Origin of the sequence: Notoacmeibacter sp. MSK16QG-6 (assembly GCF_024158145.1) — a bacterium.
Taxonomy (GTDB): Bacteria; Pseudomonadota; Alphaproteobacteria; order Rhizobiales; family Rhizobiaceae; genus Notoacmeibacter.
This window is the reverse complement of the sequence record NZ_JAMYXM010000006.1, coordinates 121,580-138,855: the sequence shown is the minus strand read 5'-3', so window position 1 is coordinate 138,855 and position 17,276 is coordinate 121,580. Positions and strand designations below refer to the sequence as shown.

Sequence of the window (17,276 nt, the reverse complement as noted above, 5' to 3'; positions counted from 1 at the left end):
TCCTATCTTCCTATTCGAATATATTAATGGCTACCGGCGACCAAAGGTCAAACAGAAGGGGGCCGTTCGCGATCTGTCGGATAAATGCATGGTCGATGGCGCAAATCTACAATACCGCGCTCAGCGAACCGGCTTAACTCAGTCATGGTGACACGCGGCGGAGTCCGTTCTGATGACGCATTTTTCGGCTCTTTCGCTGCTGAGGCACGCTCTTGGCGGCAACAAGAAGTGGGAAGAGCAGTGGCCGAATAGCGAGCCAAAGGCCGAATATGATGTCATTATCGTCGGCGCAGGCGGTCACGGGCTGGGCGCTGCCTATTATCTGGCCAAAGAGCATGGCATCACAGACGTCGCGGTGATCGAGAAGGGCTGGCTCGGCGGCGGAAATACCGGTCGAAACACCACGATCATCCGTTCCAACTATCTCTACGATGAGAGCGCACGGCTCTATGACCACGCCCTCGATCTTTGGGAAGGGCTCAGCCAGGAGCTGAACTACAACGTCATGTTCTCCCAGCGCGGCGTGATGATGCTGGCGCATAGTGTGCACGACGTTCAGAGCTTTCAGCGTCATGTCCACGCCAACCGTTTGAACGATGTCGATAATCGCTGGCTGACGAAAGAAGAGGCGAAGGCCTATTGTCCGCCGCTCGATATTTCACAAACTGCGCGCTATCCGGTGATGGGAGCGGCATTGCAGAAGCGGGCGGGCACCGCGCGACACGATGCGGTGGCTTGGGGCTATGCGCGGGGTGCGGCGGCGCGCGGCGTTGACATCATCCAGAACTGCCCCGTTACAGCCATCCGGAGCGATGCGACCGGCGCAGTGGAAGGCGTGGAGACGCCACGCGGTTTCATCAAAGCGAAGAAGGTTGCCGTTTCGGCGGCGGGCCACACATCGGTCGTCATGGATAGCGCTGGCGTTCGCCTGCCTCTGGAAAGCTATCCGTTGCAGGCGCTGGTCTCCGAACCGGTGAAGCCGATCTTTCCCTGCGTCGTCATGTCGAACACGGTTCACGCCTATATCAGCCAGTCCGACAAGGGCGAGCTGGTGATCGGCTCCGGCACCGATCAATATACGAGCTATTCGCAGCGCGGCGGCCTGCCTCTTATCGAACACACTGTCGCGGCAATCTGCGAAATCTTCCCAATCTTCAACCGAATGCGGATGCTACGCAAATGGGCCGGCATTGTCGATGTGACACCCGACCGCTCGGCCATTCTCGGCAAGACACCGGTTCAGGGTCTCTACGTCAATTGCGGATGGGGGACAGGGGGGTTCAAGGCGACGCCCGGCGCGGCCCACACGCTGGCCTGGACAGTCGCCAAGGACGAGCCGCACCCGATCAACGCGCCCTTCACGCTGGAACGCTTCACAACCGGCAGACTGATTGACGAAGCGGCTGCTGCCGCCGTTGCACACTGAGGGAAAAGACCGTGCTTCTCATCCACTGTCCCTATTGCGACGAGACACTGCCGGAAGCCGAGTTCGCCTATGCGGGCGAAGCCCATATCGTGCGGCCTGACAACCCGGCGGACGTGTCGGATGAGGAATGGCGGGATTTCCTTTTCATTCGCAACAACCTGAAGGGTCCGCATTACGAGCGCTGGCGGCACATTCACGGCTGCGGCCGTTTCTTCAACGCCGTGCGCAACACGGTTACCGACCGGTTCCTCACCACCTACAGGGCGGGTGAGAGGCGTCCTGATCCTGAATCGCTGCCGGAGGATGGACAATGAGCCGTTTCCGCGTCGCGGGTCGCGGCCGCGTCCAGCAGGATAGACCGGTTTGCTTTACCTTCGACGGTCAGACCATTGAAGGCTGCGCGGGCGACACTGTGGCCTCGGCGCTGCTGGCCAATGGCCGCCATTTGATGGGCCGCTCGTTTAAATATCATCGGCCGCGCGGTCCGGTGACAGCCGGAACCGAAGAGCCCAACGCGCTAATCGGCACCAGGCGCGGCGAAGGGCAGTTTGAGCCCAACACGCGCGCGACCGCGCAGGAAATCTGGAACGGCCTGGACACGACCAGTCAGAACAAATATCCGAGCCTTTCATTCGATGTGGGCGCGCTTAACGACAGCCTTTACATGCTGTTTTCTGCCGGCTTCTACTACAAAACCTTCATGTGGCCGCGTTCCTTTTGGGACAAGGTTTATGAGCCTTTTATCCGGGCCGCCGCAGGGCTGGGCGTTTCGCCGAGCGAGCCGGACCCGGATCATTATGCGTCGCGCTATCTGCATACCGATGTGCTGGTGGTGGGTGGCGGCCCGGCCGGGCTGGCCGCAGCGAAAAGTGCGGCGGAAGCCGGTTTGCGTGTGGCTCTGGTCGATGAGAATTCGGAAATGGGCGGCACGCTGCTGAGTGAGCCGCAGGCAGAAATCGATGGTAACGCCGCATGGGACTGGCTGGCGGAGGAACTTGCGACGCTCGATGCGCTCGGTGTGCGCATAATGACGCGCACCACTGCCATTGGCTATTATCATCAGAACATGGTCGGCCTCTGCCAGAAGCTGACCGACCATCTGGAAACGCCCGATCCCGATATGCCGCGCGAACGGCTGTGGCGGGTGCGGGCGCAGCAGGTCATTCTCGCACAGGGCGGGTTGGAAAAACCGCTTGTCTTCCATGGGAATGACCGCCCCGGCGTCATGCTGGCCGGTTCCGCACAGACTTATCTCAACCGCTATGGCGTGAAGGTTGGCGACAGGCCGGTCATCGTCACCAGCCATGACAGCGCCTGGCATGCGGCCTTCGATCTGGCCGATGCCGGCGCTGATGTGCAGGCCATTGTCGATACCCGCGCCAATCCCCGTGCCGATTTCATAACGGGAGCAGAGAAGCGCAACATTGAAGTGCTTGCCGGCCATACAGTGACGGGCACAAGGGGGCGACTGCGCATCAAGGCGGTGCGCATCAATTCCGTGGCGGACGGAAAGGTTGGCGCGGCACGAACTCTTACCTGCGATTGCCTTCTGATGTCAGGCGGCTGGACGCCATCGCTTCATCTCTTTTCGCACACCAAGGGCACGTTGAGATGGGACGACGAGTCCCAGACCTTTTTGCCAGATCGGAAAGCCGAAGCCTGTCAGATCGCGGGAGCGGGCAGGGGGCTTTGGGGCATTGAGACTGCCCTTAACGATGGTGCAGCGATGGGCGCTGCCGCGGCCGAAGAACTAGGACATTCGGTGAAGGCGACGGCTCGCTCCGTCCAAAACGACCGCACCGGCTCAGGCGTCACTCACACGGAACTGCCGACAGACCGCAATCCTTCGCGAACCAAGGCCTTTGTCGACTTTCAGAACGATGTGATGGCCAAGGATCTGCGGCTGGCGGTGCGCGAGGGTATGCGCTCCATCGAGCACGTCAAACGCTACACGACCAACGGCATGGCGACCGATCAGGGCAAGATGTCGAACATGAACGGGCTGAACATCGCAGCCGACGCATTGGGCAAGCCGCAGCCTCAGGTGGGGCTGACGACGTTCCGCCCGCCCTATACGCCGACAACGTTCGGTGCCTTTGTAGGTTATCACAAGGGCGATCATTTCGACGTCACACGCAAGACGCCGATCGATGGCTGGGCCGAGGAAAATGGCGCGGTGTTCGAGCCCGTCAGCCTGTGGCGAAGGGCGCGATATTTTCCTCAGCCCGGCGAAGACATGGATGCAGCCGTTTCGCGCGAATGTCGCGCCACGCGCAAAAGCCTCGGCATGTTCGACGCCTCCACGCTCGGCAAGATCGAGGTGGTCGGGCCGGACGCCGTTGAATTCATGAACCGGATGTACACCAATCCATGGACCAAGTTGGCACCAGGACGCACCCGCTATGGGCTGCTACTCGGCGATGACGGCTTCATCCGCGACGATGGCGTGATCGGACGTCTCACCGAGGACCGCTTTCACATCACCACCACCACGGGTGGGGCGGCGCGTGTCCTGAATATGATGGAGGATTACCTTCAGACCGAATGGCCGGATCTGAAGGTCTGGCTGACCTCGACGACCGAGCAATGGGCAACCATCGCGCTGAATGGACCGAACGCACGCAATCTGCTCTCACCCTTCGTCGAGGGGCTTGATATTTCAGACGGGGCGTTTCCGCATATGTCCATCGCCGAGTGCACGGTTGCCGGCTATCCGGCGCGGCTCTTCCGCGTCAGCTTCACCGGTGAACTCGGCTTCGAGGTCAATGTACCAGCGCGTCATGGCCGCGCATTGTGGGAGACGCTGTTCGAAGCGGGCCAACAATTCGACATCTGTCCCTATGGCACCGAAACGATGCATGTTCTGCGCGCCGAAAAGGGGTTCATCATCGTCGGCCAGGATACGGATGGCACGGTCACCCCATACGATGCGGGGCAGGGCTGGGCCGTCGGTAAGAAAAAGCGCGACTTTGTCGGTATGCGGGCGCTTCAACGTCCCGATCTCACCGCAAAAAACCGCAAGCAGCTTGTCGGCCTTCTAACAGAGGATAGCCGGACCAAGCTGGAAGAGGGCGCGCAGATCGTGCTCGATCCGAACCAGTCAAAGCCGATGAGAATGGTCGGCCACGTGACATCGTCGTATCATAGCGACGCGGCTGGGCGGCCCATTGCGTTGGCGCTTGTCGAGGGCGGGCACAATCGTATGGGCGAAACGGTCCATATTCCGATGCCGGACACTGTAGTGAAAGCGACGGTTACCGGCACAACGTTCTACGATCCCGACAATGAGCGGCTGAAGCTTTGAAGCGAACGCCAGTGGAGGCAAACAGATGACGGTTCATGTCGATCTTCTGACGGCGCGCCAGTTGGCGGCAAGCAGCGTGGCCACCATTTCACTTCTTGCGCCGGGGTCGCGATATTCGTTGCGGGTTGGCGAGACGGATCGCGACGCGTTATCGCAGGCTCTCGACCTCGCTCTGCCCGAGAAAATTGGCGAGTGCAGCCGGCGACATAACACCGAGATTCTCTGTCTCGGACCGGATGAATGGATCGTTCTTTCACCTGAGTCTGACGCAGGCACCATCGCGCAAGCCTGTGCTGCGGTTTATGACGCTGCACCGCATAGCCTGACCGATATTTCAGACCGCGAGGTGACTGTTCTTATCGAGGGGCCGAAGGCCGCAGAACTGATGACGCTGGGCTGTCCGCGCGATCTGGAAAAATTGCCCAACGGGCAGGGCCGTCGCACCGTTTTCGATGGCGTCAGCGTCATTCTTTGGCGTGACGGGCCGCAGCGTTTTCGTCTGGATGTCTGGCGCTCCTTCGCTTCGCATGTGATTTCCCTTCTTGCGACCGGTTGTGGGGAATTAGCTCTTGAATAAGCAGTGAGCGGACCGTGTTTCTCTCTGTCTTCGAGATATTCAAGGTGGGGATTGGCCCCTCTTCCTCCCACACTATTGGTCCGATGATCGCTGCTTCACGCTTTCTCGACGATCTTCGAGGCGATGAGGTCGGGCGACCAGGCGCGGGACGTCCGGCGGCGCTTTCGGTGACGTTGCATGGGTCGCTGGCCTTTACCGGTAAAGGCCATGCGACCGATCGCGCCGTGACTCTCGGTTTGAACGGCCTCTTGCCCGATACGCTCGACCCAGACCGGGCGGGAGATATGGAAGCCGGTATTCGTTTGTCGGGAACAGTCGTTCCGGAAGGACTTGAACCGTTGAGGTTCGATCCTGAAACCGACCTCGTTTTCGACTACGGGCCACCGTTGGATGGCCATCCCAACGGGCTGGTTTTCCGTGCCTTCGACAAAGCCGGCATCCTCTATCACGAAGAAACCTATTTCTCGGTCGGCGGCGGCTTTGTCGTCACCGAGAGCGAGCTTCGCACGCAGGAGAACGACGCCGACGGTCTAACGCAAAAAAGTACGGGCCAGGAAGTGAAAGACTGCCCCTATCCTTTTGCTACCGCGAAGGAAATGCTGGCGATGGGGGCAGCGTCAGGCAAAACCATTGCGGAGATGAAGCGCGCCAATGAGCACGCGATTCATGGTGAGGCGCTCGACGACAGGTTGAAGGCGATTTGGCAGGCGATGGATGGTTGCATCACGCGCGGGCTCGAACAGGAGGGCATTCTGCCTGGTGGCCTTAAGGTAAAGCGACGCGCCAAGGCTATTTATGACAAGCTTTGCGATGAGCGCGGCAGTAACATGGCGCAGCCCCATGTCGTCAATGATTGGCTGAGCGTCTACGCCATGGCGGTGAACGAGGAAAATGCTGCCGGCGGCCGGGTGGTGACATCTCCGACCAATGGCGCGGCGGGCGTACTGCCCGCCATCGTTCGTTATTACCGGACCCATTGCGTCGGTTCGACCGACAAGGGCGTTGCCGACATCCTGCTGGTTGCGGCGGCCATTGGTGGGCTGATCAAATATAACGCCTCCATTTCCGGCGCCGAAGTCGGCTGCCAGGGCGAGGTAGGATCCGCTGCCGCCATGGCAGCCGCCGGCCTCTGCGCGGCGCTCGGCGGCACGAACGAACAGGTGGAAAACGCCGCCGAGATTGCGCTGGAACACCATCTCGGCATGACGTGCGACCCGGCCGCGGGCCTCGTGCAGGTGCCTTGCATCGAACGCAATGCGCTTGGCGCGATCAAGGCCGTGTCAGCGGCCAGCCTTGCCCTTCGCGGCGATGGCAAACACTTCATGCCGCTCGACAATTGCATTCAGGTGATGCTGGAAACTGGCCGAGATATGAGTCAAAAATACAAGGAGACGTCGACCGGCGGCATTGCCGTCAATATCCCAGAATGCTGAGCTGTAAACCAGCGTCGGTCGCGATTTCGCTATTGCTCGATCAAAGCGAATTTATCCACATCGACCAAGCCTTTGTCCGAAATCTTTAAGTGGGGGATGACTGGCAGCGGCAGGAAAGCCAGCTGTAGGAACGGCTCTTCGAGTGTCGATCCGAGAGCGAAGGCCGCCTGGCGCAGATCGTGCAGCGTGTCGCGCACCGTTTCATAGGTTTCGAGGCTCATCAGACCGGCGAGCGGCAATGCAATCTCTCCGGTGACGAACCCATCGTCAACGACCACGAAACCGCCCTTGAGTTCCCGCAACCGGTTGGCGGCAACGGCCATATCTTCGTCAGACGCGCCGATAACGCAGAGATTGTGGCTGTCATGGCCGACCGTCGATGCAATCGCGCCCTTCTTCAGACCGAATCCCTGAACGAAACCCTTGCCGATATCGCCGTTCTTGCCATGGCGCTCGATGACGGCAATCTTCAAAATGTCCCGCTCCAGATCGATCCCTGTTTGGTTGCCGAGCGTCGGTAAACGGAACTGTCGATGCTCAGTGATGATCTTACCGGGCAATACGCCGAGAACGGGCATTTCGCTATCAGAAGCTGGAATGGCGAAATCGGCGGGGTTCAGTTCTCTGGCATGAATGCTGTCGAGGCCAACCGGTTTGACGGGGACGCGGGTGGCGAAGAGAGCATCATTCACGCGGCGACCAGCGGAAAATACTATGTCAACGGCGCAATCTTCCAGCGTGTCGATCAGCACAATATCGGCGCGCCAGCCTGGCGCAATCAATCCGCGATCCTGCAAGCCGAAGGCTCGCGCCGCGGATATCGACGCGGCCCGATAGGCGACGAGCGGATCGACCCCGCCGGCAATAGCGGTTCGGATCATGTAATCGAGATGACCCTGTTCAGCGATGTCGAGCGGATTGCGGTCGTCAGTGCAGAGCGCGATATGCGGCGATAACCTCTCCGTCATAATCGGCAGCAAAGCCTGCAGGTCCTTCGAGACGGAGCCCTCACGGATCAGAATGTGCATGCCCTTGCTAATCTTCTCCAGCGCCTCGTCAGCGCTGGTGCATTCATGCTCGGTGCGGATGCCGACGGACAGGTAGCCATTAAGCTCGGCGCCCGACAGCAATGGTGCGTGACCATCAATGTGTTCGCCTTGAAAGGCTTCCAGCTTCGCAAGCGCAACGGGGTCCTTGTGAATCACCCCGGGGAAATTCATAAATTCCGCCAATCCGATCACCTTGGGATGATCGCGAAAGGATAGTAGGCTTTCTATTGGCAGATCGGCGCCGGATGTTTCCAGATGGGTAGCGGGCACACAGGACGAGAGCTGAACGCGAATATCCATGATGGTATGGAGCGCAGATTCCAGAAAGTATCGTATGCCTTCTGCGCCCAGAACATTGGCGATCTCGTGCGGATCACAGATCGCAGTGGTTACCCCGTGAGGAAGAACACAGCGGTCGAACTCATGCGGCGTCACGAGCGACGATTCGATATGCAGATGCGTGTCGATAAATCCCGGTACGACGATGTGGCCGCTGACGTCGACTTCAGTTCGGCCCTGATACTGGCCGCACGTGCCGACGATCCGTTCACCGCATATCGCAATATCGGAGGCGACCAGCTCACCTGTCACCAAGTCGAAGAAGCGCGCATTTTTCAGAACCAGATCGGCGGGCAGCCGTCCGATGGCCTGATCGATCATGGATTCCAGTCTTTGCATCCGCGCTCTCCCGATCCTACGACATCCGACGCAGAGGCAGTTCCGTCGTCTGCTTCACACGTTTGAGAGTGAAATGTGAATTTACGGCCGCAACGCCGGGCAGATGCAGAAGCACGCGCTTTAGATATCGCTCATAATAGCTGATGCTATCGACGACCACGCGCAGAAGAAAATCGCTCTCTCCACTCATCGAATAACATTCCATGATTTCCGCCTGCTGAACGGCAGCGCGCTCGAAGGCTTCGAGTGTTTCCTCATCATGCCGGTCCAACCGGATGCTGGCGAAGATGTTGATCTCAAGGCCGAGCTTTTCGGCATCGAGCAGTGCGACACGCCCGCGTATCACGCCTTCGCTTTCCAGCCTCTTCATCCGTCGCCAAAGGGGAGTGTTGGACAGACCGACGGTTTCGCCCAAATCAGCCATCGAAACCGAGCAATCCCGCTGCAATGCATCGAGAATTCGCAAATCCGTTTCATCTGGAAGAAACATGCCACGATTGGCGGTCATTGGCGTGCCTGCATACTCAAATAACTATCCTCAGCGAGATAATAGGGACAGTTTTTCTGCCAGTCACGCGATATCATTGCTGAAACCTTTGGGAGGAGGCGTAATGAAGAACAGGACCGAACTCTCGCTTTATGTGCCGGAGCCATCTGGTCGGCCAGGTGATGAACCTGACTTCAGCAATGTCGCGCTTCAGGACGCGGGCGAGCAGCGCTGCCCCGACACGCTGACACCCGAGATCGAACTGCGGGACATGCCGTACGGCCTGATCCGGGTTTTGGACGATGAAGGAAAGGCCGTTGGGCCGTGGACCCCGGACCTGCCTGCGGACCACCTCCTTCGCGGACTGGACGCCATGGTGCGGACCCGCATCTTCGATGACCGCATGTTCCGGGCGAACCGGCAGGGCAAGACAAGCTTCTATATGAAATCCTCCGGCGAAGAGGCGATCGGCGCGGCACAGTCTCTGTGTCTTGGCGAACGGGATATGTGCTTCCCCACCTATCGCATTCTGAGCTGGCTGATGGCGCGCGATTATCCGATGACGGCGCTCGGCAATCAGATCTTCTCCAACGCCGAAGATCCGTTGAAGGGCCGGCAGATGCCGGTGCTCTACTCAGCACGCGACTACGGTTTTTACTCCATTTCAGGCAATCTAGGCAGCCGGCTCGGTCATGCGGTGGGCTGGGCGATGGCCTCCGCCTATCGGCACGACGACAGCATCGCGCTGGGTTATGTCGGTGAGGGGACCACCGCAGAAGGCAATGTCCACGAGGCTTTGACCTTTGCGGGGGTCTATCGTCCGCCTGTCATTCTATGCGTGACCAACAATCAATGGGCGATTTCGTCTTTTTCGGGCATTGCGGGCGGTAACAGGACGACTTTCGCGGCAAAGGCGTTGGCATACGGCATTCCCGGTCTGCGCGTGGACGGCAACGATTTCCTGGCCATCCACGCCGCGACCAACTGGGCGCGGGAGCGGGCACTTGGCAATAAAGGCGCCACGCTGATCGAACTGGTCACCTATCGCGCGTCGGCCCACTCCTCCAGCGACGATCCGACCCGCTACCGCCCGAAGAATGAGGACAAGGCGTGGCCGCTCGGCGATCCGATAGAGAGGCTGAAACAGCATCTGATCGTGCGCGGCGATATGACGGAGGACGATTATCGGGAACTCTACGAGGATTGCGAGAAAAGGGTGCGCGCTTCGATCCGCGAAGCTGAGGCCATCGGCACGTTAGGGCAGTCCAAACCCAGCGTTAAGGCCATGTTCGAGCAGGTCTTCAAGGAGCCGGACTGGCGGCAGATCGAACAGAGACGGGAGGTGGGATACTGATATGACAGCCATGAACATGGTTCAGGCCCTGAACTCCGCACTGGACGGAAAGATGAACGAAGATCCCGATATTCTCATCTTCGGTGAAGACGTTGGGTATTTTGGCGGCGTTTTCCGCGTCACCGACAAATTGCAAGAGAAATATGGGCTCACGCGGTGTTTCGATACGCCGATCTCCGAGGGCGGTATCGTTGCGACCGCAATCGGCATGGGCGCTTACGGGTTGCGACCTGTGGTCGAAATACAGTTCGCCGATTATATCCTGCCGGCTTTCGACCAGCTCGTTTCCGAAGCCGCGCGGCTGCGCTACCGCTCCAATGGCGATTTTTGGGCGCCGATCACGGTTCGGGTGCCGTATGGCGGCGGCATCTTCGGCGGTCAGACCCACAGCCAAAGCCCAGAAGCGCTGTTCGCCCATGTGGTGGGCCTGAAATCCGTCATTCCGTCCAATCCGTACGATGCGAAAGGTCTTCTGATCTCCGCCATCGAGGACGATGATCCGGTGATCTTTTTCGAACCGAAACGGCTTTACAACGGCTTGTTCGAAGGTCGGCCGGACGATGCCGTGAAGCCATGGAAGAACCATCCATTGGCCGATGTGCCGGAAGAGATTTATCGTATTCCGCTCGGCAAGGCGCGGACGGTACGGGAAGGGTCGGACGTTACCGTTCTGGCCTACGGCACCATGGTTCATGTGGCGCTGTCCGCCATTGAGGAGTGCGGGATCGACGCCGAACTGATCGATCTACGCAGCATCGTGCCGCTCGACATCGACGCCATCGTGGAGTCGGTAAGGCGAACCGGGCGCTGCGTCATCGCACACGAAGCGTCTCGCTATGGCGGGTTCGGCGGCGAATTGTCGGCTCTCGTGCAAGAACGCTGCTTCTACCATCTGCGCGCGCCGATCGAGCGCGTCACGGGTTGGGATACGCCTTACCCCCACGCCTTCGAGTGGGATTACTTCCCCGGCCCACAGCGCGTCATCGACGCCATGCAGCGCACGCAGGAGGTGTGAAGATGGGCAAATATGCATTCCGCCTTCCCGATATAGGCGAAGGAATCGCCGAGGCAGAGATCAGCGAATGGTATGTCGCCGTCGGCGACACGGTCGAAGAAGACCAGCAACTCGTCGATGTGCTGACTGACAAGGCGACCGTCGATATTTCCTCGCCTGTCAGCGGCAAGGTTCTTTCGCTCAACGGTTCCGTCGGCGACATGCTCGCGGTCGGCTCGGTCCTCGTCGAGTTCGAAGTCGAAGGCGACGTCGAGGTCTCCGATGAAGGGGAGGATGACGATAGCGCGTCGGAAGAGGCGGCGACGGAGAGGGCTGCCACTGCGGAACCGTCCAAAAAGGACGAGCCGTCGCACAAGCGGGAGGCACCCGCCGAAGCGAAATCCGAAGAGCCAGCAGCATCGGCAGCCAAGCGGGCGTCTTCTTCACCATCGGGACCGGCGAAACCGACGAGCGGTGGGGCCAAAGATGGATCGCCGGCCATGCGGCGCGGCGCGGCATCTGCAAAAGGTGCTGGCGCGCCGCTCGCTTCGCCTGCCACGCGGCGCAAAGCGCACGAACACGGCATTGCCCTGCAATATGTGACCGGAACGGGACCGGCGGGACGCATTCTCGAAGCGGATTTGGAAGCCTATATCGCCAACGGTGCGCCGACACCGGGCGGCGGCTCCGGCCTGCGCCAGCGCAGCGGTGTGGAAGACATCCGCATTGTCGGAATGCGGCGTCGCATCGCCGAGAAGATGCAGCAGTCAAAGCGCAGCATTCCGCATTTCTGTTATGTCGAGGAATTCGACATAACGGCATTGGAGGAGCTTCGCGCGGCGATGAATGCGGGGCGTAGCGACGATCAGCCCAAGCTGACCGTGTTGCCCTTCCTGATCCGTGCCGTGGCGCGTCTCCTGCCGGACTATCCCATGCTCAACGGCCATTACGACGAGGCCGAAGAGGTTTTTCGGGCGCATGAAGCGTTCCACGTGGGTATCGCCACGCAGACCGAGCGCGGCCTTTCGGTGCCGGTCGTTCGCCATGCCGAAAGCCTCGGCGTCTGGGATTGCGCCGCCGAAATCCGGCGTGTCGCGGCAGCGGCGCGGGAGGGCACGGCCAGCCGTGACGAGCTCAGCGGCTCCACGCTGACGATCACCAGCCTCGGGCCGCTCGGCGGCATTTCAGCGACACCAGTCATCAACCATCCGGAAGTGGGGATCATCGGGCCGAACAAGATGGTGGATCGTCCGGTCGTGATCGACGGGCGAATTGAAATCCGCAAGATTATGAACGTGTCTTCCTCCTTCGATCACCGGATTGTCGATGGCTATGACGCTGCGCGGTTCATTCAGGATCTCAAGCGCCTGATCGAATGCCCCGCCCTGATTTTTGCCGAGGACGCGTAATGAAGACGATCGAAACGAAGGTTCTTGTCATTGGCGGTGGCCCGGGCGGCTATGTCGCGGCCATCCGTTGCGGGCAACTGGGCCTGAAAACGACGCTCGTCGAAGGCGAACGGGTCGGCGGCGCTTGCCTGATCCGCGGCTGCATTCCCTCCAAGGCGATGATCCATACGGCGGCATTGTTCGACGCGATGTCGCGCAGCAGTGAAGCGCCGATGCATGGTATCAGCCTGCCAGAGCCGCCGTCCTTCGACATGCAGGGCTGGACGGGCTGGAAAGACGGGATCGTCGACCGGCTAAATGGCGGGGTCGGCTCGCTTCTGAAGCGCGCGGGCGTGAATGTTGTCTCCGGCTGGGCAAAGTTCTCCGATGCCCGGACTTGCAAGGTCGATAGCGGTGACGAAGCAGTCGAGATCAGAGCCGAGCATGTCATTCTCGCCACCGGCTCAATACCCGTGGAACTTTCGAACCTGCCTTTTGGCGCCAACATTATTTCTTCCACCGAGGCGCTGTCGTTGAACGAATTGCCGGAACGGGTCGTCATCGTTGGGGCGGGTTATATCGGCTTGGAAATAGGCACTGCCCTGCAAAAACTTGGGTCCGACGTCAGCATCGTGGAAATGCAGGACGATATCTTGCCGAGCTACGACAAAGATCTCGTCGCGCCTGTCCGAAAGTGGCTCGAAGATAATGACGTTGCGCTCCATCTCGGAGCAAAGGCGCTTGGCCTGTCGGAAAATGGCGCATCGCTGCGCATCGAAACCCGCGAAGGCGATGAGGTGAAGCTGCCGGCGGACAAGGTTCTGGCGGCTGCCGGCCGCAAGCCTGCGACGGATGGTTGGGGTCTCGAAGAGATGGCCATCGAAATGGACGGCCCCTTTATCAAGATCGACTCTCGGTGCGCCACTTCGACGAGAAATGTCTGGGCCATCGGCGATGTGACGGGTGAGCCGATGCTGGCGCACCGCGCGTCGGCCCAGGGCGAAATGGTTGCCGAGATCATTGCCAGCGAAAAGCGGGTTTTCAATCCGATGGCCATTCCGGCCGTCTGCTTCACCGATCCGGAGATCGTTTCGGTTGGGATGACTCCGGACGAAGCGGGCGACGAGATCGTAACCGGAATCTTTCCGCTTCGCGCCAGCGGCAGGGCGATGACGCTGGACGCAGCTGATTCTGGTGGGTTTGTCCGTGTGCTGTCACGTAAGGACGACCGGCGGATTGTCGGCGTTCAGGCGGTCGGGGCGGAGATTTCGGAGCTGGCGGCAGCTTTCACCCAGGCCATCGAGATGGGTTCGGTGCTGGAAGACATCGCTGGCACGATCTACGCCCATCCGACGCTCGGCGAAGCCTTCCACGAAGCGGCGCTCAAATCGCTCGGTCACGCCATTCATGCTTAAAGCGGCGAGGCGCTCTAGCGGTCGGCGGTCTCCCAGTCCGGATTGATCCAAGGTTCAACATTTTCGGCGGCCAGGGGCGCCTTGCCTAGAATATGATCGGACGCCTTCTCACCAACCATGATGGATGGGCCATTGAGATTGCCATTGGTGATACGCGGGAAGATCGAACTGTCGGCGAGACGCAGCCCGTCTACGCCGATCACCCGACATTGCGGATCGACCACCGCCATCGGATCGTCTGCAGCGCCGATGCGGCAGGTGCCGCATGGGTGATAGGCGCTTTCGGCGTGGTCGCGGATGAAATCGTTCAGCGCCTCGTCGGACTGTACGGCGTCGCCCGGCTGAATTTCCTTGCCGCGATAGGGATCGAAGGCTGGCTGGCTGAAGATTTCGCGCGTCAGGCGAATGCAGTGGCGGAAGTCTGCCCAATCCTCCTCATGTGACATGTAATTGAAGGCGATGCGCGGATCGTCCTTCGGATCGGCCGAGCGCAGCGTGACTTCGCCGCGCGATTTCGAGCGCATAGGCCCGACATGCGCCTGAAAGCCATGGCCTTCTGCCGCCGCCTGACCGTCATAGCGCACCGCGATTGGCAGGAAGTGATACTGGATATCCGGATATTTCACACCCGGCTTGGAGCGCAGGAACGCCGCGCTTTCGAATTGGTTCGACGCGCCGAGACCCTTCTTGAAAAACAGCCATTGGGCACCGAGCAAGGCCTTTGAGAAAAGGTTCCAGTGCTTGTAGAGCGTGATCGGCTGCGTGCAGGCCTGCTGAATATAAAGCTCCAGATGGTCCTGCAAATTCTGGCCGACGCCGGGCCTGTCGGCGACGATATCTATGCCGTGCCCGACTAGATGCGCTGCCGGGCCAATGCCGGACAGCATCAGCAGTTTCGGTGAATTGATCGAGGACGCCGCGACGATGACCTCGCGATTTGCAGAGACGGTTTCGATCTTGCCGCCGCGGCGCTCGACCTCGACGCCTGTCGCGCGGCCATTTTCAATGACGATCCTGCGGGCCAGGCATCGAACCATCGTCAGATTGCTACGCTTCAGCGCCGGTTTCAAATAGGCGTTTGCGGTGGACCAGCGGCGGCCCTTCCAGACCGTATGCTCCATCGGACCGAAGCCCTCCTGCTTCTCGCCATTGTAATCGGGCGTCATCTCAAAGCCGGCCTGCGCGCCGGCTTCGACAAAGGCGTCGAATAGCGGATTGGCGCGTGGACCACGACTGACATGAAGCGGGCCATCGGCGCCGCGCCACGATGAGTCTCTGTCATCGCCGCCGTGCCAGCTTTCCATGCGCTTGAAATAGGGCAGGACGTCTGCATAGCCCCAACCGGCTGCGCCGCTCTCACGCCAATGGTCGAAATCCATCGCGTGACCGCGTACGAACACCATGCCGTTAATCGAGGACGACCCGCCGATCACCTTGCCGCGCGGCGTGGCCAGCCGACGTCCGCCGAGATGGGGCTCCGGTTCGCTGCGATAGCCCCAATCGTAACGCGCCATGTTCATCGGGTAGGATAGCGCAGCCGGCATCTGGATGAACGGCCCCGCATCGGTGCCGCCATACTCCAGCACGATGACCGAGTGCTTGCCGTCTTCGCTCAATCGATAGGCCATGGCAGCGCCGGCGGAACCCGAGCCGATGATTACATAATCCGCTTGCATGTTCATTCCCCGCCGCTTTCGCGGCTCCGCGTGTCAGTAGGGCGCCTCGACATCGCCCATTGCGACGTAGACCGACTTGATCTGGCTATAATGTTCGATAGCCGCCTTGGAATTCTCGCGGCCGACGCCGGAGAGCTTGACCCCGCCGAAAGGTGCTTCGACCGGCGTTAGATTGTAGGTGTTGATCCAGCAGGTGCCGGCTTCCAACGCCGCGACGACGCGGTGCGCGCGCGTCAGGTCGCGGGTGAAGACCCCAGCGGCCAAGCCGAACGGCGTATCGTTAGCGCGCGCGATGACCTCACATTCGTCGCTGAATGTCAGAATGGAGAGGACCGGGCCAAATACCTCTTCGCACGCGACGGTCATTTCGTCCGTGACGCCTGTGAAGATGGTCGGCTCGATATAACAGCCGGTATCGGCCAGACCGTCCGGTACACCGCCGCCATATGCCAGTGTCGCGCCTTCTGCTTTCGCCATTTCGATATAATTCAGCACTTTCTCGCGCTGGGCCTTGGAAATGAGCGGGCCGAGTTGCGTCTCCTCATCACGTGGATCGCCGATCTTCGCGGTCTTCGTCCTCTCGACCAGCCGCGAGACGAAATGGGCTTCGATGTCGTTGTGAACGAAGACGCGCGTACCGTTCGAGCAAATCTGGCCGGTCGAATAGAAATTGCCGTTGATCGCCGCGCTGACGGCATTCTCGATATCGGCATCTTCGAAGACGATCAGGGGCGACTTGCCGCCGAGCTCCATTGTGACATGGCGGATGCCGTCCGCCGCGCCGGCATAGACTTTTCGGCCTGTCGGCACCGAGCCGGTCAGCGAGACCTTGTCCGTGCGCGGATCGGTGGCAAGAGCCGCGCCGACATCGCCATAGCCCTGCACCACATTGAAAAGACCAGCCGGCGCGCCGGCCTCGATGAAGATCTCGGCCAGCTTCAGCGCGCAGAGGGGAGTCACCTCAGAGGGCTTGAACACCATTGCATTGCCGCAGGCCAGCGCCGGCGCGGCTTTCCAGCAGGCGATCTGCGTCGGATAGTTCCAGGCCCCGATGCCAACGCACACGCCAAGTGGTTCGCGCAACGTGTAGACGAAATCGCCGCCAAGCGGCATCGTCTCGCCCGTGATCGTCGCGGCAAGGCCCGCGAAATATTCCAGCGCATCGGCGCCGGAAGCAGCATCGGCTACCAAAGTCTCCTGAAGAGGCTTGCCGGTATCGAGAGTTTCCAGTTCGCTCAGTTCTCGATTGCGCTCGCGCAGAATATCGGCAGCGCGGCGCAATACGCGGCCGCGTTCAACCGGCGCGAAGCCCGTCCATTCCTTCTGCGCACGCTTTGCCGACGACAATGCCTTATCCACAATGGCCGGGGTCGCCGAATGCAGCCGCGCGATGACATCGCCAGTTGCAGCAAAAACGCATTCGATTGTCGCTCCAGCGCCATCTTCGCAATAGGCGCCGTCGACGAAGTGACTGGCGGTGGGTTGCGCGTCGATC

The 17,276-nt window shown here is 60.2% G+C and carries 13 protein-coding genes; 9 read left to right on the top strand and 4 right to left on the bottom strand.

The features are described 5' to 3' along the window. Positions 1–172 precede the first annotated feature (172 nt). The 5 genes from NIM86_RS15415 to NIM86_RS15395 are packed head-to-tail and all read left to right on the top strand — an operon-like array spanning position 173 to position 6,740. Complete coding sequence (locus tag NIM86_RS15415; protein WP_253383423.1) at positions 173–1,426, top strand: sarcosine oxidase subunit beta family protein; 1,254 nt, start codon at positions 173–175, stop codon at positions 1,424–1,426. An 11-nt stretch (positions 1,427–1,437) separates the two neighbouring features. Further along, positions 1,438–1,740, top strand: a complete 303-nt coding sequence (locus NIM86_RS15410; RefSeq protein WP_253383422.1) for a sarcosine oxidase subunit delta family protein — start codon at positions 1,438–1,440, stop codon at positions 1,738–1,740. Next, a complete protein-coding gene (locus NIM86_RS15405) occupies positions 1,737–4,730 on the top strand; it encodes a sarcosine oxidase subunit alpha (RefSeq protein ID WP_253383421.1) in 2,994 nt (997 codons plus the stop codon). The genes NIM86_RS15410 and NIM86_RS15405 overlap by 4 nt, the downstream gene beginning before the upstream one ends. 25 nt (positions 4,731–4,755) lie before the next feature. Then, complete coding sequence (locus NIM86_RS15400; protein ID WP_253383420.1) at positions 4,756–5,307, top strand: sarcosine oxidase subunit gamma; 552 nt, start codon at positions 4,756–4,758, stop codon at positions 5,305–5,307. Between the two features lie 14 nt (positions 5,308–5,321). Continuing rightward, positions 5,322–6,740 (top strand): L-serine ammonia-lyase, encoded by a 1,419-nt coding sequence (locus NIM86_RS15395; RefSeq protein WP_253383419.1) that lies wholly within the window; start codon positions 5,322–5,324, stop codon positions 6,738–6,740. Positions 6,741–6,769: 29 nt separating this feature from the next. Here NIM86_RS15395 and ade read toward each other — a convergent pair whose 3' ends face one another. Beyond that, a complete protein-coding gene (gene ade, locus NIM86_RS15390; RefSeq protein WP_253383417.1) occupies positions 6,770–8,467 on the bottom strand; it encodes an adenine deaminase in 1,698 nt (565 codons plus the stop codon). Positions 8,468–8,483: 16 nt separating this feature from the next. Then, positions 8,484–8,975: an Lrp/AsnC family transcriptional regulator gene (locus tag NIM86_RS15385; protein ID WP_253383415.1), complete on the bottom strand. Its 492-nt coding sequence runs from the start codon at positions 8,973–8,975 to the stop codon at positions 8,484–8,486. A gap of 103 nt (positions 8,976–9,078) precedes the next feature. Between NIM86_RS15385 and NIM86_RS15380 the strand changes: the two genes are divergently transcribed. From NIM86_RS15380 to lpdA, 4 genes are read left to right on the top strand one after another with little or no spacing between them, the layout of a single operon-like run. After that, positions 9,079–10,308 carry a thiamine pyrophosphate-dependent enzyme gene (locus NIM86_RS15380; RefSeq protein WP_253383414.1) on the top strand — a complete coding sequence of 410 codons (1,230 nt, stop codon included), beginning with the start codon at positions 9,079–9,081 and terminating at the stop codon, positions 10,306–10,308. A gap of 1 nt (position 10,309) precedes the next feature. Continuing rightward, complete coding sequence (locus NIM86_RS15375) at positions 10,310–11,323, top strand: alpha-ketoacid dehydrogenase subunit beta (RefSeq protein ID WP_253383412.1); 1,014 nt, start codon at positions 10,310–10,312, stop codon at positions 11,321–11,323. Between the two features lie 2 nt (positions 11,324–11,325). Next, positions 11,326–12,711, top strand: a complete 1,386-nt coding sequence (locus tag NIM86_RS15370) for a dihydrolipoamide acetyltransferase family protein (protein WP_253383410.1) — start codon at positions 11,326–11,328, stop codon at positions 12,709–12,711. Continuing rightward, positions 12,711–14,105 (top strand): dihydrolipoyl dehydrogenase, encoded by a 1,395-nt coding sequence (gene lpdA / locus NIM86_RS15365; RefSeq protein WP_253383409.1) that lies wholly within the window; start codon positions 12,711–12,713, stop codon positions 14,103–14,105. Before NIM86_RS15370 ends, lpdA begins: the two co-directional genes overlap by 1 nt. A 14-nt stretch (positions 14,106–14,119) precedes the next feature. Here the strand turns inward: lpdA and betA are convergent, their stop codons facing one another. Together betA and betB are read right to left on the bottom strand one after the other, a co-directional pair. Then, positions 14,120–15,787, bottom strand: coding sequence for a choline dehydrogenase (gene betA / locus NIM86_RS15360; protein ID WP_253383408.1), 1,668 nt, complete (start codon positions 15,785–15,787; stop codon positions 14,120–14,122). 27 nt (positions 15,788–15,814) lie between these two features. Continuing rightward, a complete protein-coding gene (gene betB / locus NIM86_RS15355; protein WP_253383497.1) occupies positions 15,815–17,275 on the bottom strand; it encodes a betaine-aldehyde dehydrogenase in 1,461 nt (486 codons plus the stop codon). Between the last annotated feature and the right edge of the window lies 1 nt (position 17,276).